The following is a 25702-nucleotide window of genomic DNA, read 5'->3' as shown; positions in this document are numbered from 1 at the left end:
CCGCCGCCGGTGCCTCCGCGGCGGCGCTCCGGACCACTTCGGGGCGGAGTCGCGGCTTATCAAGCCGCCGCCGTGCCCGGTAGCATTCGCGCCCCCTGCAGGAGCCGCCGCCATGCCCGAGACCATCGACTCCGCGCTGCGCCAGGCCCGCGCGCGGCTTGCCCCCGGCGAGGCCGAGCTGCTGCTGGCCCACGTGCTCGGCCGCGACCACGGCTGGCTGTACGCGCACGGCACCGACCCGCTGGCACCGGCCGACGCGGAGCGCTTCGAGGCCCTGGTGGCGCGGCGCGTCGGGGGCGAGCCCGTGGCGTACCTGACCGGTCGCCGCGGGTTCTGGACCCTCGACCTCCAGGTGGGCCCCGACACCCTGATCCCGCGTCCCGAGACCGAACGGCTGGTCGAACTGGCCCTGGAACGCATTCCCGCCGACGGGCCCTCCAGGGTCGCCGACCTGGGCACCGGTAGCGGCGCCATCGCGCTGGCGATTGCAAGCGAGCGCCCGCAGGCGCGGGTGGTGGCGACGGATGCCAGCCCCGCGGCGCTGGAGGTGGCGCGCACGAACGCAGCCGAGGCCGGCCTCGCCAACGTGGAGCTGCGCCAGGGCGACTGGTTCGGTCCGCTGGCCGGGGAGCGCTTCGACCTGGTCGCCGGCAACCCGCCCTACATCGCGGCCGGGGATCCGCACCTGGCGCAGGGGGACCTGCGCCATGAACCCGCGGCCGCGCTCGCCTCCGGTCCCGACGGCCTGGACGACATCCGCTCGATCATCGCCGCCGCCCCGGCGCACCTGCGGCCGGGCGGGTGGCTGCTGCTGGAACACGGCCACGACCAGGGCGCGGCAGTGCGCGCGCTGCTACGGGAGGCGGGGTTCGAGGAGGTGGAGACCGCGACCGACCTGGAGCAGCGCGACCGGGTCAGCCTGGGGCGCACTGCCCCGTCGGCGCAGCGCGGCTAGACTCTTGGCCCCCACACGCGGAGGCCGCATGCGCAACCTGTACCCGGAAATCGAGCCCTACGACACGGGCACCCTGGCCGTCGACGAGCGGCACACCCTGTACTACGAGCAGTGCGGCAACCCGGACGGCAAGCCGGTGGTATTGCTGCACGGCGGCCCGGGTGGCGGCTGCAGCACCAAGATGCGGCGCTTCCACGACCCGGAGCGGTATCGGATCATCCTGTTCGACCAGCGCGGCGCCGGCCGCTCGACGCCGCACGCGGACCTGGTCGACAACACGACCTGGCACCTGGTCGAGGACATCGAGAAGCTGCGGGTACACCTCGGCGTGGACCGCTGGCAGGTGTTCGGCGGCAGCTGGGGCTCGACCCTTTCGCTGGCCTACGCCCAGTCCCATCCGGCCCGGGTCACCGAGCTGGTCCTGCGCGGGATCTTCATGCTGCGCCGCTGGGAGCTGGAGTGGTTCTACCAGGAAGGCGCCAGCCGCCTGTTCCCCGAGGCCTGGGAACACTACGTCGCCGCGATCCCGGAGACCGAGCGCCACGACCTGATCAGCGCCTTCCACCGGCGCCTCACCAGCGACGACGAGGCCACCCGCCTGGCGGCGGCCAGGGCCTGGAGCGTGTGGGAGGGGGCGACGAGCTTCCTGCACGTGGACGAGGACTTCGCGGCCAGCCACGAGGATCCCGCCTTCGCGCTGGCCTTTGCGCGGATCGAGAACCACTACTTCGTCCACAGCGGCTTCTTCGAGGTCGACGACCAGCTGCTGCGCGATGCCGGGCGGATCGCCGACATCCCCGGCGTGATCGTCCACGGGCGCTACGACGTGGTCTGCCCGGTGCAGAACGCCTGGGACCTGCACAAGGCGTGGCCGAAGGCGGAGCTGGTGATCACCCCGGCGTCGGGGCATTCCGCGTTCGAGGCCGAGACGGTCGACGCGCTGGTCACCGCGACGGACCGCTTCGCAGGCTGACCGCCAGGCCGGGTCGGGTCAGGGCGCAGGGGCGGGCGTGCCGTCCGGCTGGTGACGGGTCAGCCACAGCCCGCCCCACAGCTTCAGGTCGATCTCGCACCCGTCCGCGGCGCGGGCCTGCAGCCACGCGGGTACCTCGTCGAGGGGAACGGCGTGGACGGTGATGTCCTCGCCGTCGACCCCGCCTCCGTCCCCGACCCGGCGCAGCCCGGTGGCGCGCACGTAGGCGATGCGCTCGTTGCTCATGCCGGCCGAGGTCGGGCCGGTGAGCAGCACCTCCAGGTGGTCGGCGCTCCAGCCGGTCTCCTCGATGAGTTCGCGCCCGGCCGCGGCCACCAGCGTGTCGGCGCCGTCCAGGTCCCCGACCAGGCCGGCCGGCAGCTCGACGGCGCGGGCCTGCAGCGGGACCCGGTACTGCTCGATCAGCAGCAGCTCCCCGGCCGGGGTGAGGGCGATCACCATCACCGCCAGGCCACGGCCGGTGGTGCGCTCCACGTACTCCCAGCGGCCCCGGCGCAGCATGCGCAGGAAGGGGCCTTCATAGATGAGTTCGGGGGTATCCATGGCGGGTGCCGGTGTCCTCACGCAGCGGGCGCGAATTCCAGTCCGGCGGCCTCGTGCAGGCGGCGCCGGGTCATCGGGCCGAAGCGGACGGCCTCGCAGACCTCCCACAGCGCATCCGGGTCGCCGTTGCCGCGCCGGAACCGGCCGGCGAAGGAGGGCAGCGCGACGTCGCAGCGGATCGTCGCCAGCTGGCGGCACAGCAGCGCCTGCCCACGGTGCTCCCGCAGGCGCTCGGCGCAGCGCGCCGCACCGCGCAGGCGCAGGAACGGGATCTCCTCGACCCGCGCCAGCAGCGCGTCCAGGCTGCCGAAGTGCGCCAGCAGGGCGGCCGCGGTCTTGGCCCCGATGCCGGGCACGCCCGGGATGTTGTCCACGGGATCGCCGGTCAGGGCGAGGAAGTCGGCGACCTGGTGGGCCTCCACGCCGTGGCGCCCCGGCACCCCGGCGGCGCCCCAGCGCTGGCCCCGGGCGAAGTCCCACTGCTCGTCGTGCTCGCCGAGCAACTGCGACAGGTCCTTGTCGGCCGACACCAGCACCGAGCGGAAGCCGCTGGCGCGCGATTGCACGCAGGCGCTGCCGATCAGGTCGTCGGCCTCGTAGTCCCGGTCGGCCAGCACCTCCAGCCCGAGGGCGCGGCACAGGCGCTGGCATTGGCCGAACTGGCGGCGCAGCTCCTCCGGCGCGGGCTCGCGGTTGGCCTTGTACCCGGGGTACAGCTCGTTGCGGAAGCAGCTGTCCAGCGCTTCGTCGAAGGCCAGTGCGATGTGCTGGGGTCGGGCGCGGTCCAGCAGTTCGAGCAGGAACCGCGCGAAGCCGTGCACCGCATTGGTCGGCCAGCCGTCGGCCCCGTGCAGGTCCGGCGGCAGCGAGTGCCAGGCCCGGAACACATACAGGCTGGCGTCGACCAGGTAGAGCGTGCCGGCCGGTCGGGTCCCGGGCTCCCCGGTCAGGGCTGCCATCGGGTCAGCAGGGCCGCAGGGTCGGGGCGCTCGCGGTCGGGCACCACCATGCGCGGCGTACCGATGTGGATGAAGCCGGTGACCCGCTCGTCGCCGGACAGCCCGAGGATGTCGGCCACGCCGCGGTCGTACGCGGCCCAGCCGGTCAGCCAGCAGGCTCCGAAGCCCGCGGCCTGGGCCGCCTGGAGGAGGACCAGGCAGGTGCAGCCGGCCGTCAGCAGGCGCTCCTGCTCGGGGATCTTCGGATCCGGGCCCAGCCGCGCCACGACCACCACGATCACGGGCGCGTGCAGCCAGCGTTCGCGGTCCTTGGCCAGCAATGCCTCCGGCGTGTCGGGATCAACCTCGCGGTGGCGCTGCGCGAGCTTCTCACCGAACACGCGGCGCGAGTCGCCTTCCAGGGTGATGAACCGGAACGGCACGCGCTTGCCATGGTCCGGGACGCGCACCGCGCTGGCGAGCAAGCGCAGCAGGGTGTCCTGGTCCGGACCCGGTTCCTGCAGCTGGACTGCCGGCACGGAACGGCGCGCGTCGAGGCCCTCGGCGAGCGCCGGATCGGGCCGTCGCGGAGGAACGGGGGCTGCGGGAGGGGGGAATTCAGACATCGATCACAGTTCAGGGGCGGGGTCGGCGTAACCTGACCTATCTTGCCACTATGCTGACGATCACGTCGTGCTGACTGACTGATTGACGCCAAGCCGAGGGTACAGGGCCGTGCCAGTTCCCCCATCCGGTGCCTCACCTGCCACGCGGCCTGATCCCACCCGCGTCCTCGAGGACATCAAGCGGATCGCCCTGGAAAGGCTGAGCGGGCTGCCGGGGCAACTATACGCGCCCATCGAACAGGCGCTGGCAAGCGCGGCCAGCAAGGCCGAGGACGCACGGACCCCGCAGGTGCTCTACCAGAGCCAGGCGGCGCTGTGGGTGTTGCGCCAGCACCATGCCGCGCACCTCATGCGGTTCCGGCAGCAGGTCGCGGAGGGCTTCGAGCAGTTCCGCCTCGTGCGGGGCGCCGGCGAGGAAGCCGCGCCGCTGGGGCTGATCGACGAGAGCCAGATCGACATGCACCTGGCCGGCCAGTCCCTGGCCGAGGCGCTGGACAAGCGCCATGGCGTGGTGCTGCATTCGATCGACGAGCGCCTGCGCGTGCTGTCGCGCGTGCTGGGCATCGACCCTCCCGGTAATCCGGTGTCCCCCGCGCGGCTGGCCGCCGCGTTCGTGGAAACGCTGTCGGACGAACAGGTGCCCGAGACCCTGCGTGGCCTGCTGTTCCGCCACTACGAGGGCGCGCTGGACCAGGTCCTGGACGAGATCTACGCCGCGGTGGATGCCCGCCTCGCGCAGGCCGGCTATGGCGCCGCGGCGAGCGTCGGTGCGCCCCCCGCACCGGCACCCCCGCCGCCACCGCCTCCCGGTGGCTGGTCACAGCCCTCGCAGCACCCCGGCGCGCCCGGGTGGGCCGCAGGCGCCGAGGCGGCGCAAGGCCATCCCGGCGGCGCCGGCTGGGGCGCGGCGCAGGCGGGGGCCGGGTCCGGTGGCCCGGCGGGCGGTTCGTACGGTGGCGGGGCTGCGGGCGGCCCGGGCGGAAACAGCGCGGGTGCAGGCGGCATGGCAGGTGCGGGTGGGATGGTGGGAGCAGCCGGTGGAGCCGGTGGCGGGACCACGGGCGGCGGCGCCGCGGGTGCCGCGGGAGCCGGCGCGCCCACCTCGGCCGAGCTCGGTGAGCTCCGGCAGCTCCTGCATGCCTGGCGCCAGGGCGAGATCGAGCGCCGCAGCAATCCGGACCAGGGCGATGAGGAGGCCGGCGCACGCGAACTGCGGATGGAAGAGGTGTTCAGCGTCGCCTCGCTGCTGCAGGCGGAACCACCGGACGTGTTCGCCCGCGCGCTGGCCGGGGCGGGATCGCTGGGCGAAGTCATCCGCGAGCAGCTCAACGACGGCTCGCGCCGTCTCGGGCTGGACCCGGAGAAGGTGCGCCTGAGCCTCCACGGCGAGGACGCGATCGACCTGGTCGCGCTCCTGTTCGATTCGGTGTTCCGCAGCCAGCAGCTGCAGGACCGCGCGCGGCGGCTGTACGCGCGGCTGGTCCTGCCCTACGTCAAGGTCGCACTGACCGACCAGCAGATGTTCGTCGAGCCCGAGCACCCGGCGCGGCGCCTGTTCGACGCGATCACCGAGGCGGTCGCCGGCAACCGCGGCGAGACCCCGCAGGAGCGCGAACTGCTCGAGCGCGCCACCGCCGCCTCCCAGCGGGTGGTGGCCGAGTACAACGAGGACCTGGCGATCTTCGAGACCGCGCACGCCGAGCTGGACTCGCTGCTGCGCCAGCAGCGCCGCCGGGTGGAGCTGCAGGCCGAGCGCGCGGCGAAGGCCACCTACGGCCGCGAGCGCCTGGGTGCCGCGCGTGCGCGCGCCGACGAGGTGGTGGCGCGGCGCCTGGCGGCACCGCCGCTGACCCCTCCCGTCGCCGAGTTCCTGTCGACCACCTGGCGCCACCACCTCGTCCAGGTCGCCCTGCGCGAGGGCGCCGAGGGCGGCGGCACCTGGCGCGAGGCGGTGAAGCTGGGCGACGAGCTGGTCGAAGCCGACCGCATCGCGGCCGAAGGCCGCGGCGGGGAGCTCGCCCGGCACCTGCTCTCGATCGAGCCGGCGCTGACCGCCTGCCTGGCCTCCTCCGGGCTGGATTCCTCGGCCGCGGAGCACGGCATCGCGATGCTGGTCCGTGGCCTGGTCTACCCGGGCGCGCGGCGCGACCTGCGTCCGCCGCCGCCCCCCGGCCAGGACGAGGATGCCCAGGAGCGTGGACTGTGGCTCGCGGGCGGAACGGGGAAGCTGCGCTTCGACCCGGAGGTGGCGCGGGAACTGGCCGGGCTGCCGGTGGAGACCTGGCTGCGGGTGACCGACATCCGCGGCGAGGCGGTCGACGCGAAGATCGCCTGGGTCAGCCCCCTGACCTCGCGCCGCCTACTGGTGAACCGCCGCGGGATGCGCGTGCTGGTGGCCTCGGTCGAGGAGCTGGCCTCGATGGCCGCGGCCGGCCGCCTGGAGTCCGGCGTGGAGCCCACGCCGTTCGAGCAGGCGATGCAGCACGTGCGGCAACAGCTCGACGGCGCCGCGCGTCCCCGCGACTAGCCTGGCGGACGTCCGGCCTGGTGGCCGGCCTCAGTCGTCGCGGGCCGGCGCCGGGTGCGCCCGCGCCCATGCGCGCTGTTGCTCGGGGCTCATCTGCTTCCATTCGCGCCGAAGCTCGTCGCGTGCCTCCGGGGAGAGGGTGCGCATGTGCGAGTACAGCGCACGGGCGTTCTCGCGCTGCTCAGGCGTCATGTGCTTCCAGCGGTCCATGCCGCGGTGCGCGCGCTTGCGCTGCTCGGGGGTGAGCTCCTGCCAACGGCCGGCGCGCTCGAGCATCTTGCGGCGGTCCTCGGGGTGGCTGTCCCACCGCTCGCGCAGCGGCGCGACCAGCAGTTCGCGCTGCGCGGCCTCCAGCTGCTCCCATGCGGGCAGCGGGGCGTCGGCGGAGCGGGCGGGCGGCGCCCAGGCCAGCGCCAGCAGGACGGGCAATGCGGCGATGAGGGGCTTCGGGGTCATCTTCATGCTCAGCGCTCCGGCACGGCGTCGTCGCTGGACGCCAGCCACAGGTAGAAATCGGGGTTGTGGTCGAGGGAGTCGAGGATCAACGCCAGCTCCGGATCGGAGAGGGCGAGCGGCGTGGGCACGTCGGCGTCCACCGGCGCGGCCAGCACCAGCGGCGCCTCCGGCGCGCGTTCCGGTGCCGGCTGCAGCCCGGCAAGGGCCACCACCGCCAGCACCGCCGTTGCCGGGAGCCACGGCGGGCTCCGGTGCCGCGGGCCCGCCAGCGCGGCGCCGCGCGCCTGGCGCAGGCGCGCATGCACCCCGGCCGGCACCTGTTCCAGCGATTGGCGGTACAGCGCGCGGGCCTGGCGGTCGAACTCCGCCGCGGTGGCGGGTCGCGGGTCGCGAGGGGTCATTTCCAATCCTCCATCTGGCGCTGCAGCGCTTCGCGGGCGCGCGAGAGATGGGTCTTCACCGACCCCTCGCTGCACCCCATCGCCTCGGCGGTCGTCGCCACGTCCAGTTCCTCCAGCACGCGCAGGGTGAACGCCTCGCGCTGGCGCCGCGGCAGCGCGGCCACGGCATCGGCCAGGCGGGCGTAGGCCTCGCGGCCTTCGTGGGCCCGCGACGGGTCCGGCGCGTCGTCGGCCCATTCGGGCATCGAGCCGTCCTCGTGCGGCGCCGCCGGTGAGATCCAGCGCAGGCGGAACGTGCGCCGACGCTGGATGTCGACGATGCGGCTGCGCAGGATCCGCCAGAACAGCGGCGTCCACTCCTCCGACGGGCGGTCCTGGTAGCGGAGCATCCGGATCATGGCGTCCTGCACCGCGTCCATGGCGTCCTCGCGGTTGCGCAGGCCCAGCTCGGCGAAGCGGAAGGCACGCGCACCGACGTGCGCAAGGAAGGCCTCGAGCGTGGGGAATCCACGCCGGGAAGCGTCCTGCACGTCATCGGGTGGCACGGAGTCGGTGTCGCGGGCATCGTGGGTCACGGGGCGAGCATATCGGGTGCGCTGTCGCGGCAAGCGTGCGGACAGCGCGGCTTGCAGGGGAAACGCACCCGGCCGCGCGGGGTTGACACGCCGGGTCGCGCGGCGCGCCGCCGCTAGCGGGACGCGAGCGCCGCGACCAGCAGCGCAAGCGCCGCCATCACGATTTCCAGGGTGCCGTTGGCCAGCTGGGCAAGGGTCCAGGCATGGTGGCTGCCCAGCTTCAGTGCCGACTGCAGCGGTGTCAGTCCCAGCATCCGCCCGAGTTGCCCGGCGATTACCAGCCAGTTGCTGGCCACGACCACGGCCGCGGTCCCGGCGAGCGCGGCCAGCACGCGTCCTGGTCCCGCCGGCCACCGCCCCAGGCGCAACATCAGGACCACGTCCAGCGCGCCCAGCACCGCCATCCACCCGTGCTGCCGCCCGGTGGACAGCGAGAGCATGCTCCACAGCGCCACGAAGCCGGCGATCCCCAGCAACAGCAGGGCGAGGGAGGACAGCGTCGGGCGCGCGCGGGACGGGCGGGAAGGGGGCATGCGGGGCTGACCGGGAGGCAAGCGCCACAGCATAGCGGGCGCGTGGTGGAGGGGATATTGGACTAGAATGGTCCTACTTCGAATCCGCAAGAATCCCGCCCCCGCCCATGTATTCCCGCAGCAGTGAACCGGTGCGCTTCGAGCGCGATTGCCCGGCCGTCCTCGTCCCCCAGGGCGACCATGTCACCCTGCCCGTCGGCAGCGCCGGCTACATCACCCAGGCGCTGGGCGGCAGCTACACGGTGTTCGTGGACGGGAACCTGTTCCGCATCGCCGGTCAGGACGCCGACGCCATCGGCAAGGAACCGATCCCGCCGCTCGAGCTCCCGGAGGGCGCCTCGATCGGGGACGTGGAGCGGATGATGTGGAACCAGCTGCGCACCTGCTTCGACCCGGAGATCCCGATCAACGTGGTCGACCTGGGCCTCATCTACGAGGCCACGCTCGATCCGCACCCGGAGAAGGACGGCGAGTACCTGGCCAGCGTGCGCATGACCCTCACCGCGCCCGGCTGTGGCATGGGGGACATCCTGGTCGCGGACGTGCGCGACGCGCTGGAGCTGATCCCGACCATTGCCGAGGCCGATGTCGAGCTGGTGTTCGACCCGCCGTGGAACCAGCACATGATGTCCGAGGCCGCGCGGCTGGAAACGGGCATGTTCTGACCGCCATGGTGTCCGCCCGCGTCATCATCGCGTTCCGCGAGAACGACCGGCCCGAACCGGGCAGCGACGCCCTGCAGCGGCGCCTGGACGCGATTGCCGCCGCGGCCGGGCTGGACGGCCTGGCGTGGCGTCGCCGGCTCGCCACCGGCGCCGACCTGGCCGTGGCCACCCCGCCGCTGGATGCCTCCGGGATGGAGCGCCTGCTCGGGCACGCCCGCACGCGCGGGGACGTGGAGTACGCGGAAGCCGACGCGATGGCGGCCATCGCCGGTGGCCGCATGGCCGACGGGTAGGAACGCCGCCGGCTGGCCGTCAGGCTGCTTCGAAGCGGTTCGCGGACACGTTCTTGCGCACGTGGCGCGGATCCCAGATCCGCCCGTTCATCGCGATGTACACGCCCGGCGGCAGCGCCTGCACCGCGCCCACCGCGGTGCCGATGTTGAACTCCGCGTCCGAGCCGTGGAACCGCGCCGGGTTCAGCGCGCCGGTCAGGACGATGGTCTTGTCGGGGATCGACTCCAGCACGCGCGCGGTCGCCACCATCGAGTCGGTCCCGTGCGTGACCAGCACGTGGCGGGTGTCCTGGGCGGCGATGGTCGCGCGCACCAGCTCGCGGTCGCCGTCGTTCAGGTGCAGCGAGTCCTTGCGCAGGATCGGGATCACCCGATAGCCGAACTGCACCCCCAGTTCGTCGAGGATGCGGCCGATCTGCGGCTCCCCGATCTGGTAGTCCGACTTGTCGTCGAAGTAGATCTTGTCGATGGTGCCGCCGGTGGTGACGATGCAGAGCTGGTCCATTGCAGGCCGGGTGGGGTGGGGACCCGCGATTATAGGGCGGCGCGCCGCCGCGGCCCCGGTCAGCCCCGCCGGCGCCGGTCCCGCACCGCCTTCAGTCCCGGCAGGCAGGCGGTGAACAGCACCAGCAGGGCCAGGGCGGTCTCGGCCAGCGCCGGCCAGCGCTCCGGCGGGCGCGTCATGGCGACCATGATCCCGTGGCTGAACCAGGCCAGCGACAGCGTCGCCGCGCACATGGCCAGCTTGCGCCGGCCGATCCACAGGCCGCTCGCGAGCCATAGCGCCGGCAGCGCGAATACCGCCGCGGCGACGTAGTCGCGCATCGGCAGGAACCAGGCCAGGTACAGCACGACCAACAGGGCCAGGCTGGCGACCAGCGCCGGCTCGCCGGGCGGCCGTGCGGGACGGGCGCTCATGCCAGCCGCGCCGCGGTGGCGGCGACCCTGCGGCCGAGCGCGCGCGCCAGGCGCGCCTCCTCGTCGGTCGGCTGCGGGTCGTCGTCGGGGCCGCTGACGTGACTGGCGCCGTAGGGAGTGCCGCCGCTGCGGGTGGTCGACAGCGCCGGCTCGGTGAAGGGGATCCCCAGCACCATGCAGCCGTGGTGCAGCAGCGGCAGCATCATCGAGAGCAGGGTCGATTCCTGGCCTCCGTGCATCGACGCCGTCGACGTGAACACCGCCGCCGGCTTGCCCACCAGGGTCCCGCTCGCCCACTCCGCGCCCAGCCCATCGAGCCAATGCTTGAGTGGGGCGGCCATGTTGCCGAAGCGGGTGGGGCTGCCCAGCAGGAGCCCGGCGCACTCCTCCAGGTCCCGGCGTTCCACGTAGGGAGCGCCTTCGTCCGGCACCGGCGGGGCGGCGACACTGGTCACCGGCGCCACCGGCGGGACGCTGCGCACCCGGGCCTGCATGCCCTCGACTTCCCCCACGCCACGCGCGACCTGCCGGGCCAGCCGCGCCACGGAGCCGCCGCGGCTGTAGTAGAGGACCAGGATCTCGGGCATTGCGTTTCGTCCATCCGGTGGGCGCACAAGGATAGTGCAGCCCGCCGGGCAAGCCGCGCCTGCCCTGGCGCATCGGGTACGCTGCCGCCGATGGAACTGCGGCGGATCATCCGGGACTGGGGGGCACGGGCACGCGACCGGGCGCGGGTGCGCAGCTTCGGCCGCTTCCTGCTGCGCCGGGTCATGGAGGACAACGTTTTCCAGGCGGCCGGCGCGCTGGCCTACACCACCGTGTTCGCGCTGGTGCCGCTGTCGATGGTGGTGTTCGGCGTGCTGTCGGGCTTCCCGGTGTTCGGCGAATGGAGCGAGCGCCTCAGCGACTACGTCTTCTCGAACTTCGTGCCCTCGGCGGCGCGTTCCATGGAGTCATGGCTGCTGCAGCTGTCCGGCAACGTCGGCCAGCTGACCGCCGCGGGCACGGTGGCGCTGGTGGCCTCGCTGCTGATCACCCTCAACGGGGTGGAGGCGACCTTCAACCGGATCTGGCGGGTCTCCTCGGCACGGCCCCGGATCACGCGCTTCCTCGTGTACTGGACGGTGCTGACCCTGGGCGCGCTGCTGGCCGCAGCCAGCCTCGCGGTGTCGGCGCGGTTCTTCGCCCTGTCGGTGTTCGATACCGTGCCGGGCGTGGTGCTGGAGCAGAACCTGCTGCGGCTGGCGCCGATGGCCCTGGAGCTGCTGGTGTTCACCGCGATCTACAAGGTCGTGCCGCACCGCACGGTGCAGCTGCGCCACGCCATGGCCGGGGCGGCGCTGGCGGTGGTGCTGTTCGAACTCGTGCGGTGGGGGATCGGCGTCTACCTGGGGCTGTTCACCGGCTACGCACGCATCTACGGCACGCTCGCCTTCGTGCCGGTGTTCCTGATCTGGGTGTTCCTGGGCTGGGTGGCGGTCCTGCTGGGCGCATCGGTGGCGTCGGCGATCTCGGCCTTCCGCTACCAGCCGGTATCACTGCGGATCCCGGACGGATACGAGCTGTACGGCCTGCTGCGGCTGCTGGGGCGCTTCGACCAGGCCCGTTCCCGCGGCGCCGGCCTGCACAGCGGGGAGATCGTGGAGCTGGAGCCGATCCTCACCGACGCGCTGGTGCAGGAGATGCTCGGGCAGCTGGAATCGATCCGGGTGGTGACACGCGCCGAGAGCGGTGAATGGGTGCTTGCACGCGACCTTGATACGCTCAGCCTCGCCGAGCTCTACGAGGCGGGCGCACTGCGCATCCCGGTCGCCGAGGCGCACCTGCCGCACCAGGACGACGCGCTCGGGCGTGGCGCCCGCGAGGCGCTCGACGAACTGCGCGTGCCGCTGCGGGAGCTGCTCAAGCGCCGTGTTTCCAGCATCCATTCCAGGGAGTAGCCGTACCGTGCGAACCGCCGTCCTCCTGGTCGCGACCTCGCTCGCAATGCTCGTGGCGGGCTGCCGGCCGGCCGCGCAGGACGAGGCATCCGTCCCGTCGATCGACGGCCCGTCCAGGCCCGCCATGTCTGCCGGGACTTCCGGGCCCGACGGGGCCGGTGGCGCGCACGTGCCGTCGCTGAAGCTGGCCACCGTGGACGGGCAGGACTACGACCTGGCCGACCACCGCGGGAGCTGGGTGGTCGTGAACTACTGGGCGACCTGGTGCAGCCCGTGCCTGGAGGAAATGCCGGAGCTGTCCGCGCTGGCGAGCATGCGCGCGCACGTGGAGGTGATCGGCCTGGCCTATGAGGACATCGAGCCGGAGGCGATGCGCGAGTTCCTCGAGCGCCACCCGGTCACGTATCCGGTCGCCATCGTCGACACGCTCGACCCGCCGGCGGATTTCCCGACCCCGCGGGGCCTGCCGATGACGTGGCTGATCGGGCCCGACGGGCGGGTGGTGGAGGAGTTCCTCGGCCCGGTGACCGCGCCGATGCTGGAGGAGGCGATCGAGGCCGCCGGCGGTCCCGCGCCGGGCCAACCCCCCGCCGAGCCGCAGGGAGCAGGGGCATGACCGCCGCCGCAAGGTTCCTGGTGGAAGGCCGGGTGCAGGGGGTGTACTTCCGTGCCTCCACCCGCGAACAGGCCCGCGCGCTCGGGTTGCGGGGGTACGCGCGCAACCTGACCGGGGGCGGGGTGGAAGTGCTGGCCGCGGGAGAATCCGCCGCCATCGACGCGCTGGCTGCCTGGCTGCGCAGCGGCCCCCCGGCGGCCCGGGTGGAGGCGCTGGAACGCGTCGAGGCGGATCCGCGGGAAGCCGGATCAGGCTTCGAGGTGCTGTAGAACCCCGGGCCGGCGACCGGCCATGGCGGCCGCCGCGGAAACGAAGTCGGCGGCGAACCCGTCCATGTCGAACAGGCCGCTTTCGCGCCGGCGGTCCGCCACCTGCGCGCGCAAAACCCGCAGGGCCTCGCGGTCGTTGCCGAGTGCGGTGGCCTGTTCGATGAACCCGGCGTCGTCGCGCGCGTTCATCCCCGGCAGGCCCAGGTGGTGGTTGAGGCTGCCCGCCACCCGGGCGGCGAAACCGTCTCCGGGGCAGCTGAGCACCGGGCAGCCCGCCCACAGCGCGTCCGACGCGGTGGTGTGGGCGTTGTAGGGGCTCGTGTCCAGGAACAGGTCTGCCAGCTGCAGCCGGGCCAGGTACGCGGCATGCGGCTGTTTGTCCATGAACACCAGCCGGCCCGGCTCGATGCCATGCGCGGCGGCCTGTTCCCGCAGGCGCTGGTTCGCGCGGCCGGGGCCGGACAGCAGCCACAGGACGCTGCCCGGCACTCCCCCGAGTACGCGCAGCGCCCGCGAGACGCTGCGGGGATTGAGCTTGTAGCTGTTGTTGAAACAGCAGAACACCACCCCCGAAGGGGGCAGCCCGCAGACCTCGCGCGAAGGCGGATCGGGGAGGTCGCGCGTGGTGTCGGACGGCTGGAAACAGCGCGGCAGCCGCACCACGCGCTCGCTGAAGTGCGGGGCCAGCGTTTCCGGCAGCACGAAGCCGTCGGCCAGCACGTAGTCGATCCAGGGCGCACCGGAGGTGCCGGGGTAGGCGAGCCAGTTCACCTGCACCGGAGCCGGCCGCATTGCCAACACACCCGGGCGCCCGCCACCGCCCCATCCACGCAGGTCGAACAGCACGTCGATGCCGGCCCCGCGGATGGCCTGGGCGACCCGCCCGTCGTCGAGGCCTTCGAGCGGATGCAAGCGCGTCGCCGCCGAGAGCCGCCGGCGGACCCGGCTGCCGTCGTTGGGATCGAGCGCAAACAGGTGCGGCTCGGCCCGTCCCGCGGCGGCCATCGCTTCCATCATCGCCACGACCAGCAGCCCGGTCGGGTGCGCGCCGAAGCCGTTCGACAGGAAGCCCAGGCGCAGCGGCCGGTCCACCGGGCGTACCGGGGCGGCGGGCATGGGCCGGACCGAGGCCGCAAGGGGGGCCGCCCAGCCGCGCGCGCACTGCAGCTGCTCGGCGGCGGTGGCGTCCTCGGCCAGGAAAGCGAAGGGTTCGACCGCCGCGCGGCCGCTGCGCACCGCCGCCCGCACCTGTGCCGACAATCCGTCGAGCCCCCGCCAGTCGCACAGCCGCCTTCGCCAGGCGAGCAGGTAGGCGGCGATCCTCGGCTCGCCGGGCGCGAGGGCATGGGCGCGTGCGTAGGCATCGGCCGCCTCTTCGGCTTCGCCGGCGTCCTCCAGGGCGTGGCCGAGCCACAGCGCGATTCCGGGGTGCCCCGGTGCCGCCGCTGCCGCCGAACGCAGGCTGTCGGCGGCGACGCCATGGCGCCCCAGCATCCACTGCGCCCGGCCGAGCCGGGCCAGCGCCTCGGGATGCCCCGGCGCCAGCGCCAGGGCGCGCCGGCATGCAGCCTCGCCGGCACGGGCATCACCCGCGTCGAGCTCGGCCTCCGCCAGCAGGATCCACGTGCCGGGATGCCCGGGATGGCGCCGGACCTGCTCGCGTGCCTGCAGCCGCGGATCGCGACCCATCACCGGCTCACCCTTCCCCGGTGAGGCGCGCCAGCTCGTCGGCCTGGTGCTCGGCCTGCAGCCGCTCCACGAGGGAATCGAGGCCGCCGTCGAGCACGTTCGGCAGGTCGTAGAGGGTCAGCCCCTCGACGCGGTGGTCGGTGATCCGGCCCTGCGGGTAGTTGTAGGTGCGGATCCGCTGGCTCCGGTCCCCCGAGCCGACCTGCAGCTTGCGATCAGCCGCCATCGCCGCCGCGGCCTGCGCCGCCTGCCGCTCGGCCAGGGTCGCGGCCAGCCGCTTCATCGCCTTGTCGCGGTTGGCGTGCTGGCTGCGCTCGGTCTGGCTCTCGACCACGATGCCCGAGGGCAGGTGGGTGATGCGGATGGCCGAATCCGTCTTGTTGACGTGCTGGCCGCCGGCACCGGAGGAACGGAAGGTGTCGACCTTCAGGTCCGCCGGGTTGATCTCCACCGGCTCGCCCTCCGGTTCCACCGCGATGATCGCCACCGTCGCCGCGGAGGTGTGGATCCGGCCCTGGGACTCGGTCTCCGGCACGCGCTGGACGCGATGGGTGCCGGACTCGAACTTGAGCTTCGAATAGGCGCCCCGGCCCTCGACGCGGGCGATCACTTCCTTGAAGCCGCCGTGCTCGCCGGGATTGGCCGACTCGACCTCCACCCGCCAGCCCTGCCGCTCGGCGAAGCGCGAGTACATGCGGAACAGGTCGCCGGCGAAGATCGCCGCCTCGTCGCCGCCGGTGCCGGCGCGCACCTCCAGGTAGAGGTCGCCCTCGTCGCGGGGGTCCTTCGGCACCAGGTGGGCGAGCAGCTCGGCGTCCAGTTCCTCCAGGCGCGCGCTGGCCGCCTGGATCTCCTCCTCGGCGAGCTCGCGCAGTTCGGGGTCGGCGCGCATGGCCTGCGCGGTGGCGAGGTCCTCGCGCGCGGCCGCCTCGGCGGCGAGCGCCGCGGCGAGCGGCTCGAGCTGGGAGAACTCGCGCGACAGCTGCCGGAACCGGGCCGCATCGCCGATCACGTCGGGTTCGGCCAGCAGGCGCTCGAGCTCTTCCCGGCGCTCGGCGAGCACCTCGAGTTTCTGTCGCAGGTTCGGGTTCATGCGTCGGGGTCGGGTTCGGCGCCAAACAGGCGGCCCGCCGCGCGCAGCAGCTCTCGGTCGCCATTGGCGGCCGCCTCGCGCAGGGCCACGGTGGGGGTGTGGAGCACCCGGTTGGTCAGGGTGTGGGCCAGGTAGGCGAGCACCTCGTCGGGCGCCTCGCCGGCCGCCAGGCGGGCCCGGGCGCGCCCGAGCACCTCCTCGCGGGCGGCCTCCGCGTGCGCGCGCAGCCGCCGCACGGGCGCGCTGCCGGCACGTACCGCCTCGCCCTCCATGAAGCGGCCGACCTGCAGGTCGATGATCGCCTCGGCGGCCTGGGCGGCGTCCCGGCGGCTGCGCCGGTTGTCCTCCACCGAGCGCTCCAGGTCGTCGACGGTGTACAGGTACACGTCGCGCAGGTCGCCGACGGCCGGCGCGATGTCGCGGGGGACCGCCAGGTCGAGGGCCAGCATCGGCCGGTGCCTGCGCTGGGACAGGGCGTGGGTGAAGTGCTCCACGCCGAGCACCGGCTCGCGCGCCGCGGTGGCGGAGATCACCACGTCGGCCTCGCCCAGGTGCTGGCGGATGTCGGCCACGGGCAGCGCCACGCCGCCGTGGCGGCTGGCGAGTTCCTGGGCGTGGAGCAGGGTGCGGTTGGCCACCAGCAGGCGGCGCACCCGCGCCTGCGACAAGTGCCGTGCGGCCAGTTCGATCGTCTCGCCGGCGCCTACCAGCAGCACCGTGGAGTCCTCCAGCGGGGCGAAGGACTCCTGCGCCAGGCGCACGGCCGCGGAGGCCACCGACACCGGGTTGGCGCCGATCAGGGTGTCCGTGCGGGCGCGCTTGGCGGTGGTGAAGGCGTGCTGGAACAGCCGGTCCAGCTGCGCGCCCAGGCTCCCGGTGCCGCGGGCGCCGGCCCAGGCCTGCTTCACCTGCCCCAGGATCTGGGGTTCCCCCAGCACCAGCGAGTCCAGGCCCGTGGCGACGCGGAACAGGTGCCGCGCCGCGTCCGCGTCCACGTGGCGGTACAGGTAATCCTGCAGCGAGGCGCCTTCCTCGCCGGCCTGCCGCGCCAGCCAGCGGGCGACCGATTCGCCGCCATCCTCGTCCTCGGCAACGGCATAGACCTCGGTGCGGTTGCAGGTCGACAGCACCGCCGCCTCGCGCACGCGGTCCAGGCCACGCAGCTCCGCGAGGGCACGCGGCAGCGCCGCGTCGGGGAACGACACGCGCTCGCGCAGGCTGACCGGCGCAGTCTGGTGGTTGATGCCGAGGACTAGCAGTTTCATGCGGCGATGCCGGCGCGGCCGGCCGGGGTCCTTGCGCTAAGCTGCGCGCGATGAAAGCCGACATTCTACCGGCCCCGCCGCCGCGTCCGGGCCCCCGCGTGCAGCGGGGCACGCGCCTGTTCATCCGCGGCATGCTCCTGGCGGTGGCGCTGTTCGCCTTCGCCCCGGCGTCCGCGGCGGAGGAGCAGGTCGACGTGGCGGCCGCGCTCGAGCCGCTGCTCCGGGCCGAGTTCGCGTTGCAGGCCGGCCGCCTGGAGGAGGCCGGACGGGACTACCTGGAGGCGGCCAGGATCACCGGCGATGCCGACCTCGCCCGGCGGGCGACCGCGGTCGCGCTGCTCGCCCGCGACGACGAGGTCGCCGCCAGGGCACTCGGGCTGTGGCGCGACCACGGCGCGGACGGGCTCGACCTGGCCGCGGCGGAGGCCACGCTGGCGATCCGCGACGGGCGCCGGCGCGCCGCGATGCGCCACCTGCGTGCACTGATGGAAGGGCCGGCGGACGCGGGCTGGCGGCGCGCCCTCGGCGTGCTCGCCGACGCCGGTCCGGAGGCCGCCGCGCCGCTCCTCGCCCGGCTGGTGGAGGAAGGCCGGATCCCGGATTCACTGCAGGCCTGGCTGGCCATGGGTGGGCTGGCGCAGCGGCTGGGCGAGCAGGAGCTGGCCGAGCGCATCGTTGCCGACGTCGTGGACCGGTTCCCCGACGAGCCGCGGGTCGCCTTGCTGCATGCAAGCCAGCTGCGTGAGTCCGGCCGCGCGGACGAGGCGCGCGAAGTGCTGGCGCGGGTGGCGCCCGGCGCCGCCGGGAACACTGCGCTGCGCCTCGCGCTGGCCTGGGAATACGACGCCCTGGGCGATCCCGCCGCCGCCGCCGGGGTGCTCGCCCAGGGTCCGCAGGACGAGCAGAGCCACGCCCTGCGCGCCTCGCTGCTGGCGAAGGCCGAGGACCGCGAGGCGCTGGCCGCGTTGTACGGGGAACTGCGCGAGGGCGCTTCCGACCCCGATCCGCGCCGCCGGCTGCTGCTGGGGCAGATCGCCGAGTACCTGGAACTCCATGATCAGGCGCTGGAGTGGTACCAGAGCGTGCCCGGTGGCCCGCAGCGCTGGACGGCGCGCCTGCGCAGCACGCGCGTGCTGCACGAGCTGGGGCGCGGCGAGGAGGCCTTCGCCCGCCTGCACGAGCTGCAGTCCGATGCCGACGCGCCCGAGGAGGTGCTGCGCGATGCCTACCTCATGGAGGCCGCGCTGCACGCCGACGACGACGCGCTGGACGCCGAGACCGCGGCCTACGCGCGCGGACTGGCGGCATTCCCCGACGACCCGGAGATCCTCTACGCCCGCGCGCTGGCCTGGGAGCGGCGCGACGACATCGCCCGGGCCGAGGCCGACCTGCGGCGGGTGCTGGTGATCGACCCCGATTCGGTGGCCGCGCTCAACGCACTCGGGTACACCCTCACCGACCGCACCGACCGCCACCAGGAGGCGCTGGAGCTGATCAACCGCGCCCGCGCCGCCGAACCCGACAACGCCGCGATCATCGACAGCTACGGCTGGGTGCTGCACCGGCTCGGCCGTCACGAGGAAGCGCTGGTGGAGCTGCGGCGTGCCTTCTCGATGCAGAAGGACGCCGAGATCGCCGCGCACGTGGCCGAGGTGCTGTGGGTACTGGGCCGCCGCGACGAGGCGCGGGAATGGTTCGAGCAGGCCCGCGGGCTCGACCCGGACAACCGCGCGCTGCAGCGCGCCCTGGAGAAAACCGGCGCATGAACACGATCCGCCTGCTGGCCGCGCTTTGCGTGGCGTCCCTGTTCGCCGCCTGCGCCAGCGCGCCGCCGCCGCGTGCCCCCGCGGTCGAGGACCCGGCGCTGCGCGCCCGGTTCGAGGCCGCCCAGCAGGCGCGCGAGCAGGCCCTGGCCGCGGACACCGAGTGGTCGCTGGGCGGCCGCATCGCCGCCTCCAACGCCGGGCGCGGTGGCAGCGGGCGCCTGGATTGGCAGCAGCGGGGCGACGGCTTCGAGGTGTCGGTCAGCGCGCCGGTCACGCGCCAGGGCTGGCGCCTGTCCGCCGGGCCCGACGGCGCCCTGCTGGAGGGCGTGGAGGGCGGCCCGAGGCGCGGCTTCGACGCGCGCATGCTCCTGCTCGAGGCCACCGGCTGGGACGTGCCCCTGCGTGCGCTGCCGGCCTGGATCCGCGGCCTGCGCGAACCCGCCCTGGGGCCGGCCCGCATCGAATACGGCACCGACGGCCTGCCGCGGTACATGGAGCAGGACGGCTGGCGCATCCAGTACCACTGGCCTCCCGCCGCCGGGGATGGGACCCGTGCCGGGCCGGTGCTTCCCGATCGCGTGGAGGCCACGCGCGGCGAGGCCCGGGTGCGGCTGGTGGTGGATGAGTGGATGGGCGTCGACGGATGAGCCCGGGCGGCGACGGCTGGAGCGCCTGGCCGGCGCCGGCCAAGCTGAACCTGTTCCTGCGGATCCCGGGCCGCCGCGCGGACGGCTACCACCTGCTGCAGACCGTGTTCCGGCTGCTGGACTGGGGCGACACCGTCCACCTGCGGGTGCGCTCGGACGGGCGGATCGAGCGCCACGGCGACACCGTGCCCGGGGTGGCGCCGGAGGACGACCTGGTGGTCCGCGCCGCGCGGGCGCTCCAGGCGGCCACGGGTACCCCCCTCGGCGCCGACATCGGCGTCGACAAGCGCATCCCGGCGGGGGGCGGGTTCGGAGGTGGCTCCTCCGATGCCGCGACGGTGCTGCGCGCGCTGGACGCGCTGTGGGGGACCGGGAGCACGGTCGAGCGGCTTGCACGGATCGGCCTCGGCCTGGGCGCGGACGTCCCGGTGTTCGTCCACGGTGCCAACGCCTGGGCCGAAGGGGTGGGGGAACGGCTGGAGCCACTCCGGCTGCCGCCGGCGTGGTATTTGCTGGTCGACCCGGGCGTGCAGGTCCCGACCGCGGAACTGTTCCAGGCCCCTGAATTGACGCGTGACGCGGCGCCCGTGACAATAGCGGACTTCGCTTCGGGCCGGCAGCTCGGGAATGCCTTCGAGCCGGTGCTGCGCGGGCGCGAACCGGCGGTGGACGCCGCCTTCGCGGCCCTGGCGCGCTTCGGCAGGCCCCGCCTGACCGGGTCCGGTAGCGGCTGCTTCGTCGAATTCGCCACCCGGGCGGAGGCCGAAGCAGCGCTGGCGCAGGTGCCGACGGGGCTCGCTCCCCGGGTGGCGGCCGGTGCGCCGCGCTCGCCGCTGCTGGATGCGCTCGAAGGACGGGGTTTCCCGGTTCCTGCGCCGCAGGTGCCGGCCTGACGTCTAAAGGGGCGTCGCCAAGTGGTCCAAGGCACCGGGTTTTGATCCCGGCATCCGCAGGTTCGAATCCTGCCGCCCCTGCCAGATTGCACAACCAGCAGCCGCCATGCACACCGATCGCAACCTCCTGGTATTCAGCGGGAACGCAAACCGCCCCCTGGCCGAGTCCGTGTGCCGCGAGCTCGGCGTGCGCCTGGGCAAGGCGCTCGTCAGCCGGTTCTCCGACGGCGAGGTCCAGGTGGAGATCGAGGAGAACGTCCGCCGCCAGGAGGTCTTCGTCATCCAGCCCACCTGCGCGCCCAGCGCGGAGAACCTGGTCGAGCTGCTGGTGCTGGTCGATGCCCTCAAGCGCGCCTCGGTCGCCTCGGTGACGGCCGTGGTGCCGTATTTCGGCTATGCCAGGCAGGACCGCCGGCCGCGCTCGTCGCGGGTGGCGATCACCGCCAAGGTCGCCGCCAGCATGTTCAGCGCGGTCGGCTGCGACCGGGTGCTGACCATCGACCTGCACGCCGACCAGATCCAGGGCTTCTTCGACATCCCGGTCGACAACGTCTACGCCTCGCCGCTGCTGCTGGCCGACATCTGGCGCGCGCACGGCACCGACAACATGGTGGTGGTCAGCCCCGACGTGGGCGGCGTGGTCCGCGCCCGGGCGATCGCCAAGCGCCTGGACGACGCCGACCTGGCGATCATCGACAAGCGCCGCCCCCGCGCCAACGTGGCCACGGTGATGAACATCATCGGCGACGTGCAGGGCAAGACCTGCGTGCTGGTCGACGACATCGTCGACACCGCCGGCACCCTGTGCGCCGCGGCGGCCGCCCTCAAGGCCAACGGCGCCACCAAGGTCGTCGCCTACTGCACCCACCCGGTGCTGTCGGGCGCGGCGATCAGCAACATCGGCAGCTCCCAGCTCGACGAGCTGGTGGTCACCGACACCATCCCGCTGAGCCAGGCCGCGCGCGAGTGCGGCCGGGTGCGCCAGCTCAGCGTGGCCGAGCTGCTGGCCGAGACCATCCGCCGCATCGCCTTCGGCGAATCGGTCAGCTCGCTCTACGTCGACTGACGCGCGGCGTTACACTGATCCGTTTCCGGTTCGCCTGGTCGCGGGCGAACCTTCCACGCCGCCGCGAGGCGGTCCATCGCTGTACCAATCGAGCAAACCGAAATGTCCGAACACACCATCAAGGCCACGGGCCGCAGCGTCGAGGGTAAGGGTGCGAGCCGCCGCCTGCGTCGCGAAGGGGCCATCCCGGCCATCATCTACGGCGGCAATGCCGAGCCGCAGCTGGTCCAGCTGGACCAGGAGAAGATCTGGCTGGCGCAGCAGAACGAGTGGTTCTACTCCTCGATCCTGAACCTGGAAGTCGACGGCAAGGCCGAGAGCGTGATCCTGCGCGACATCCAGCGCCACCCGTACAAGCAGGTCATCATGCACCTGGACTTCCAGCGCATCGACCAGAACCAGGCCCTGCGCACCGAGGTGCCGCTGCACTTCATCAACGAGGAGATCTCCCCGGCCGGCAAGAGCGCCGAGGTGATCGTGATGAAGGAGCTGAACCAGGTCGAGGTCAGCTGCCTGCCGAAGGACCTGCCGGAGAACATCGTCGTCGACCTGGCCAACCTGGAGCTGGGCGACATCATCCACCTGTCGCAGCTGCAGCTGCCGGAAGGCGTCGAGATCCCGGCCCTGGCCCTGGGTCCGGACCAGGACATCGCCGTAGTCGTCGCCCGCAAGGGCCGCACCGGTGGCGGTGCCGAGGACGAGGAAGGCAGCGAGGACGCCGAAGGCGAGTCGGCCGGCGAGTGACCGGAAGCGACGGCCTCGGCCTGATCGTCGGCCTGGGCAATCCCGGCGCCGACTACGCCAGGACCCGGCACAACGCCGGGTCCTGGTTCATCGATTCCGTCGCGGACGCCCTGGGCGTCCGCTTCAGCGTGGACGCCAAGGTATTCGGCGAGACCGCGCAGGCCAGCGTGGGCGGGCGCACCGTGCGCCTGCTCAAGCCGGCGACGTTCATGAACCTATCCGGCAAGTCCGTCGCCGCCGCGCTGCGGTACTGGAAGCTGGAACCGGAGCAGGCCCTGGTGGCCCACGACGAGCTGGACCTGCCGCCGGGCACCGCGCGGCTGAAGTTCGACGGTGGCCATGGCGGCCAGAACGGCCTTCGCGACACCATGAAGCTGCTCGGGCACGGGCGCTTCCACCGCCTGCGCATCGGCATCGGCCATCCCGGCCACAAGGACCGCGTCACCCCCTGGGTGCTCGGGCGGCCCTCGGGTGAGGACGAGACCCTCATCCTCCGCGCCATCGACGACGCCCTGGACGTGCTCCCGCTGGCGATCGAGGGCGATTTCAACGAGGCCATGAAGCGCCTCCACACGGGCAAGAACTGATGGGCATCAAGTGCGGCATCGTCGGCCTGCCGAACGTCGGCAAATCGACCCTCTTCAATGCGTTGACCCGGGCGGGCATTGCCGCGGCCAACTTCCCCTTCTGCACCATCGAGCCCAACGTCGGCGTGGTGCCGGTGCCGGACCCGCGCCTGAATGCGCTGGCGGAGATCATCAAGCCGCAGAAGGTGGTGCCGACCGCGGTCGAGTTCGTCGACATCGCCGGCCTGGTCGCCGGCGCGGCGAGCGGGGAGGGGCTGGGCAACAAGTTCCTGGCGCACATCCGCGAGGTCGACGCGATCTGCCACGTGGTGCGCTGCTTCGAGCACGGCGACATCGTCCACGTCGCCGGAAAGGTGGACCCGATTTCCGACATCGAGACCATCGACACCGAGCTGGCCCTGGCCGACCTGGATTCGGTCGAGCGCGCACTGCAGCGCGCCGAGCGCAACGCCAAGTCCGGCGACAAGGACGCGAAGGTCCGCGTCGAGGTGCTCGGCCGGGTGCGCGACGGGCTGGCCGAAGGCACCGCGGTACGCGCGCTGGACCTGTCCGACGACGACCGCGCGGCCATCCGCGACCTGTTCCTGCTCACGCTCAAGCCGGTGATGTACGTGGCCAACGTGCTCGAGGGCGGGTTCGAGGACAACCCGCACCTGGAGGCGGTGCGCCGCCATGCCGCGGCGGGGGGCGCCGAGGTGGTACCGGTCTCGGCCGCCATCGAGGAGGAACTCAGCGAACTCGACGACGAGGACCGCGACGCGTTCCTGGCCGACCTGGGCCTGGACGAGCCGGGGCTGAACCGGGTCATACGCGCCGCCTACACCCTGCTGGGCCTGCAGACCTACTTCACCGCGGGCGTGAAGGAAGTCCGCGCCTGGACGGTGAAGGCCGGCTCCACCGCGCCGCAGGCGGCGGCGGTGATCCACACCGATTTCGAGAAGGGCTTCATCCGCGCCGAGACCATCGCCTACGACGACTTCATCCGCTATCGCGGGGAAGCCGGCGCCCGCGAGGCCGGCAAGCTGCGCCTGGAAGGCAAGGAGTACCGCGTGCAGGAGGGCGACATCCTGCATTTCCGCTTCAACGTATAGAAAAAAGCGTTGACTTCCCGTTTGGGGGTCGCCAGAATTGCGGGCTCGCTGGAGGGATACCCAAGCGGCCAACGGGGGCAGACTGTAAATCTGCTGGCTTACGCCTTCGGTGGTTCGAATCCACCTCCCTCCACCAGCTTTACCCGGATGCCTTACCAGTTTCCGGTTGCAGTACCCAAGCAGGCGTGTCCGGCGCGGGAGTAGTTCAATGGTAGAACCTCAGCCTTCCAAGCTGATGGTGCGGGTTCGATTCCCGTCTCCCGCTCCATTGATGCCGCGACGAAGCGCCTGCCTGGCACAAACCCGCTCACGTAGCTCAGTCGGTAGAGCACCTCCTTGGTAAGGAGGAGGTCGCTGGTTCGATTCCAGTCGTGAGCACCAACTCAACCGTACCCCTGTACGACTTCATCGAGAAAAGCCATGGCCAAGGGTAAGTTCGAGCGCACCAAGCCGCACGTGAACGTGGGCACCATCGGTCACGTCGACCACGGCAAGACCACGCTGACCGCGGCGCTGACCAAGGTGGGCGCGGAGCGTTTCGGCGGCGAGTTCAGCGCCTACGACGCGATCGACCGTGCGCCGGAAGAGAAGGCGCGTGGCATCACGATCTCGACCTCGCACGTGGAGTACGAGTCCGAGACCCGCCACTATGCGCACGTGGACTGCCCGGGCCACGCCGACTACGTGAAGAACATGATCACCGGTGCGGCACAGATGGACGGCGCGATCCTGGTGTGCTCGGCCGCGGACGGCCCGATGCCGCAGACGCGCGAGCACATCCTGCTGGCGCGCCAGGTCGGTGTCCCGTACATCGTGGTGTTCCTCAACAAGGCCGACATGGTCGACGACGAGGAGCTGCTGGAGCTGGTGGAGATGGAAGTGCGCGAGCTTCTGTCCAAGTACGAGTTCCCGGGCGACGACACCCCGATCATCAAGGGCTCGGCGCTGAAGGCGCTGGAAGGCGACCAGAGCGACATCGGCGTGCCGGCGATCATGAAGCTGGTGGACGCGCTCGACGAGTGGATCCCGACCCCGGAGCGCGACGTCGACAAGACCTTCCTGATGCCGGTCGAGGACGTGTTCTCGATCTCCGGCCGCGGGACCGTTGTGACCGGCCGCATCGAGCGCGGGATCATCAAGGTGGGTGACGAGGTGGAGATCGTCGGCATCCGTCCGACCACCAAGACCACGGTCACCGGCGTGGAGATGTTCCGCAAGCTGCTGGACCAGGGCCAGGCGGGCGACAACGCGGGCCTGCTGCTGCGCGGCACCAAGCGTGACGACGTGGAGCGCGGCCAGGTGCTGGCCAAGCCCGGTTCGATCACCCCGCACACCCAGTTCGAGGCCGAGGTGTACGTGCTGAGCAAGGACGAGGGCGGCCGCCACACCCCGTTCTTCAAGGGCTACCGTCCGCAGTTCTACTTCCGCACCACCGACATCACCGGCGCGGTGACGCTGCCGGAGGGCGTGGAGATGGTGATGCCGGGCGACAACGTGAAGATGGCCGTCGAGCTGATCAACCCGATCGCGATGGACGAGGGCCTGCGCTTCGCGATCCGCGAGGGTGGCCGCACCGTCGGCGCCGGCGTGGTGGCGAAGATCATCAAGTAAT

General features: G+C 72.6%; 29 protein-coding genes and 4 tRNA genes. 20 read left to right on the top strand and 13 right to left on the bottom strand.

The window, feature by feature from the left end; genetic code table 11:
- Positions 1–112 precede the first annotated feature (112 nt).
- Together prmC and pip are read left to right on the top strand one after the other, a co-directional pair.
- Positions 113–955, top strand: coding sequence for a peptide chain release factor N(5)-glutamine methyltransferase (gene prmC / locus G545_RS0111785; RefSeq protein ID WP_027070549.1), 843 nt, complete (start codon positions 113–115; stop codon positions 953–955).
- Positions 956–983: 28 nt separating this feature from the next.
- Positions 984–1928 (top strand): prolyl aminopeptidase, encoded by a 945-nt coding sequence (gene pip, locus G545_RS0111780; RefSeq protein ID WP_027070548.1) that lies wholly within the window; start codon positions 984–986, stop codon positions 1926–1928.
- An 18-nt stretch (positions 1929–1946) separates the two neighbouring features.
- On the opposite strand, the gene G545_RS0111775 is transcribed toward pip, so the two are convergent.
- From G545_RS0111775 to G545_RS14645, 3 genes are read right to left on the bottom strand one after another with little or no spacing between them, the layout of a single operon-like run.
- Complete coding sequence (locus tag G545_RS0111775) at positions 1947–2492, bottom strand: NUDIX hydrolase (RefSeq protein WP_027070547.1); 546 nt, start codon at positions 2490–2492, stop codon at positions 1947–1949.
- A gap of 17 nt (positions 2493–2509) precedes the next feature.
- Positions 2510–3451 (bottom strand): 5'-3' exonuclease, encoded by a 942-nt coding sequence (locus G545_RS0111770; RefSeq protein WP_043711774.1) that lies wholly within the window; start codon positions 3449–3451, stop codon positions 2510–2512.
- Positions 3439–4056, bottom strand: a complete 618-nt coding sequence (locus tag G545_RS14645) for a nitroreductase family protein (RefSeq protein ID WP_081677880.1) — start codon at positions 4054–4056, stop codon at positions 3439–3441. Before G545_RS14645 ends, G545_RS0111770 begins: the two co-directional genes overlap by 13 nt.
- A 109-nt stretch (positions 4057–4165) precedes the next feature.
- Between G545_RS14645 and G545_RS15070 the strand changes: the two genes are divergently transcribed.
- Positions 4166–6583, top strand: a complete 2418-nt coding sequence (locus G545_RS15070) for a DUF1631 family protein (protein WP_027070545.1) — start codon at positions 4166–4168, stop codon at positions 6581–6583.
- Between the two features lie 30 nt (positions 6584–6613).
- Here the strand turns inward: G545_RS15070 and G545_RS0111755 are convergent, their stop codons facing one another.
- From G545_RS0111755 to G545_RS0111740, 4 genes are all read right to left on the bottom strand, one after another.
- Entirely contained in the window at positions 6614–7045 is a 432-nt protein-coding gene (locus G545_RS0111755; protein WP_027070544.1) for a DUF3106 domain-containing protein, read from the bottom strand.
- A 2-nt stretch (positions 7046–7047) separates the two neighbouring features.
- Positions 7048–7440, bottom strand: coding sequence for a hypothetical protein (locus tag G545_RS15690; protein WP_027070543.1), 393 nt, complete (start codon positions 7438–7440; stop codon positions 7048–7050).
- Entirely contained in the window at positions 7437–7985 is a 549-nt protein-coding gene (locus G545_RS0111745; RefSeq protein WP_052347338.1) for an RNA polymerase sigma factor, read from the bottom strand. The genes G545_RS15690 and G545_RS0111745 overlap by 4 nt, the downstream gene beginning before the upstream one ends.
- Positions 7986–8128: 143 nt before the next feature.
- Complete coding sequence (locus tag G545_RS0111740) at positions 8129–8548, bottom strand: hypothetical protein (RefSeq protein ID WP_027070541.1); 420 nt, start codon at positions 8546–8548, stop codon at positions 8129–8131.
- Positions 8549–8655: 107 nt separating this feature from the next.
- Between G545_RS0111740 and sufT the strand changes: the two genes are divergently transcribed.
- Both sufT and G545_RS0111730 read left to right on the top strand, forming a co-directional pair.
- Positions 8656–9213, top strand: coding sequence for a putative Fe-S cluster assembly protein SufT (gene sufT / locus G545_RS0111735; RefSeq protein ID WP_027070540.1), 558 nt, complete (start codon positions 8656–8658; stop codon positions 9211–9213).
- Between the two features lie 5 nt (positions 9214–9218).
- A complete protein-coding gene (locus tag G545_RS0111730) occupies positions 9219–9506 on the top strand; it encodes a hypothetical protein (RefSeq protein ID WP_027070539.1) in 288 nt (95 codons plus the stop codon).
- Between the two features lie 19 nt (positions 9507–9525).
- On the opposite strand, the gene G545_RS0111725 is transcribed toward G545_RS0111730, so the two are convergent.
- The 3 genes from G545_RS0111725 to wrbA are packed head-to-tail and all read right to left on the bottom strand — an operon-like array spanning position 9526 to position 11011.
- Positions 9526–10011 (bottom strand): asparaginase domain-containing protein, encoded by a 486-nt coding sequence (locus G545_RS0111725; RefSeq protein ID WP_027070538.1) that lies wholly within the window; start codon positions 10009–10011, stop codon positions 9526–9528.
- Between the two features lie 59 nt (positions 10012–10070).
- Complete coding sequence (locus G545_RS0111720; protein WP_052347327.1) at positions 10071–10424, bottom strand: DUF2069 domain-containing protein; 354 nt, start codon at positions 10422–10424, stop codon at positions 10071–10073.
- Complete coding sequence (gene wrbA / locus G545_RS0111715) at positions 10421–11011, bottom strand: NAD(P)H:quinone oxidoreductase (protein ID WP_043711773.1); 591 nt, start codon at positions 11009–11011, stop codon at positions 10421–10423. The genes G545_RS0111720 and wrbA overlap by 4 nt, the downstream gene beginning before the upstream one ends.
- A 90-nt stretch (positions 11012–11101) precedes the next feature.
- On the opposite strand from wrbA, the gene G545_RS0111710 reads away from it, so the two are divergent.
- From G545_RS0111710 to G545_RS0111700, 3 genes are read left to right on the top strand one after another with little or no spacing between them, the layout of a single operon-like run.
- A complete protein-coding gene (locus tag G545_RS0111710) occupies positions 11102–12364 on the top strand; it encodes a YihY family inner membrane protein (protein ID WP_027070535.1) in 1263 nt (420 codons plus the stop codon).
- Positions 12365–12410: 46 nt separating this feature from the next.
- Entirely contained in the window at positions 12411–12980 is a 570-nt protein-coding gene (locus G545_RS14635) for a TlpA family protein disulfide reductase (RefSeq protein ID WP_052106899.1), read from the top strand.
- Positions 12977–13249, top strand: coding sequence for an acylphosphatase (locus G545_RS0111700; protein ID WP_027070534.1), 273 nt, complete (start codon positions 12977–12979; stop codon positions 13247–13249). Before G545_RS14635 ends, G545_RS0111700 begins: the two co-directional genes overlap by 4 nt.
- Here the strand turns inward: G545_RS0111700 and G545_RS14630 are convergent.
- The 3 genes from G545_RS14630 to hemA are packed head-to-tail and all read right to left on the bottom strand — an operon-like array spanning position 13229 to position 17296.
- A complete protein-coding gene (locus G545_RS14630) occupies positions 13229–14938 on the bottom strand; it encodes an O-linked N-acetylglucosamine transferase, SPINDLY family protein (RefSeq protein ID WP_043711768.1) in 1710 nt (569 codons plus the stop codon). The genes G545_RS0111700 and G545_RS14630 overlap by 21 nt on opposite strands.
- Positions 14939–14945: 7 nt before the next feature.
- Positions 14946–16031: a peptide chain release factor 1 gene (gene prfA / locus G545_RS0111690; RefSeq protein WP_027070533.1), complete on the bottom strand. Its 1086-nt coding sequence runs from the start codon at positions 16029–16031 to the stop codon at positions 14946–14948.
- Positions 16028–17296 carry a glutamyl-tRNA reductase gene (gene hemA, locus G545_RS0111685; RefSeq protein WP_027070532.1) on the bottom strand — a complete coding sequence of 423 codons (1269 nt, stop codon included), beginning with the start codon at positions 17294–17296 and terminating at the stop codon, positions 16028–16030. The genes prfA and hemA overlap by 4 nt, the downstream gene beginning before the upstream one ends.
- Before the next feature lie 131 nt (positions 17297–17427).
- On the opposite strand from hemA, the gene G545_RS0111680 reads away from it, so the two are divergent.
- The 12 genes from G545_RS0111680 (at position 17428) to tuf (ending at position 25701) form a co-directional block, all read left to right on the top strand.
- Positions 17428–19062: a tetratricopeptide repeat protein gene (locus G545_RS0111680; protein WP_027070531.1), complete on the top strand. Its 1635-nt coding sequence runs from the start codon at positions 17428–17430 to the stop codon at positions 19060–19062.
- A complete protein-coding gene (gene lolB, locus G545_RS14625) occupies positions 19059–19709 on the top strand; it encodes a lipoprotein insertase outer membrane protein LolB (protein ID WP_052347326.1) in 651 nt (216 codons plus the stop codon). Before G545_RS0111680 ends, lolB begins: the two co-directional genes overlap by 4 nt.
- The gene (gene ispE / locus G545_RS14620) at positions 19706–20602 is read left to right on the top strand and encodes a 4-(cytidine 5'-diphospho)-2-C-methyl-D-erythritol kinase (RefSeq protein WP_052106863.1); all 897 of its coding nucleotides are present in this window, start codon (positions 19706–19708) and stop codon (positions 20600–20602) included. Before lolB ends, ispE begins: the two co-directional genes overlap by 4 nt.
- A 7-nt stretch (positions 20603–20609) precedes the next feature.
- A tRNA-Gln gene (locus G545_RS0111665) sits at positions 20610–20686 on the top strand.
- Positions 20687–20708: 22 nt separating this feature from the next.
- Positions 20709–21668, top strand: a complete 960-nt coding sequence (locus G545_RS0111660) for a ribose-phosphate diphosphokinase (protein ID WP_027070530.1) — start codon at positions 20709–20711, stop codon at positions 21666–21668.
- Positions 21669–21770: 102 nt separating this feature from the next.
- Positions 21771–22412: a 50S ribosomal protein L25/general stress protein Ctc gene (locus G545_RS0111655; protein WP_027070529.1), complete on the top strand. Its 642-nt coding sequence runs from the start codon at positions 21771–21773 to the stop codon at positions 22410–22412.
- Positions 22409–22999 carry an aminoacyl-tRNA hydrolase gene (pth, locus tag G545_RS0111650; protein ID WP_027070528.1) on the top strand — a complete coding sequence of 197 codons (591 nt, stop codon included), beginning with the start codon at positions 22409–22411 and terminating at the stop codon, positions 22997–22999. Before G545_RS0111655 ends, pth begins: the two co-directional genes overlap by 4 nt.
- Positions 22999–24090: a redox-regulated ATPase YchF gene (gene ychF, locus G545_RS0111645; RefSeq protein ID WP_027070527.1), complete on the top strand. Its 1092-nt coding sequence runs from the start codon at positions 22999–23001 to the stop codon at positions 24088–24090. Before pth ends, ychF begins: the two co-directional genes overlap by 1 nt.
- A gap of 50 nt (positions 24091–24140) precedes the next feature.
- Positions 24141–24226: transfer RNA gene (locus G545_RS0111640), tRNA-Tyr, on the top strand.
- A 58-nt stretch (positions 24227–24284) separates the two neighbouring features.
- Positions 24285–24358: transfer RNA gene (locus tag G545_RS0111635), tRNA-Gly, on the top strand.
- A 37-nt stretch (positions 24359–24395) separates the two neighbouring features.
- Positions 24396–24471 (top strand) — tRNA-Thr (locus tag G545_RS0111630).
- A gap of 39 nt (positions 24472–24510) precedes the next feature.
- Positions 24511–25701, top strand: coding sequence for an elongation factor Tu (tuf, locus tag G545_RS0111625; protein ID WP_027070118.1), 1191 nt, complete (start codon positions 24511–24513; stop codon positions 25699–25701).
- Position 25702: the final 1 nt, after the last annotated feature.

The organism is Lysobacter defluvii IMMIB APB-9 = DSM 18482, from assembly GCF_000423325.1.
Classification (GTDB): domain Bacteria; phylum Pseudomonadota; class Gammaproteobacteria; order Xanthomonadales; family Xanthomonadaceae; genus Novilysobacter; species Novilysobacter defluvii.
This window is presented reverse-complemented; position numbering and strand designations above follow the sequence as displayed.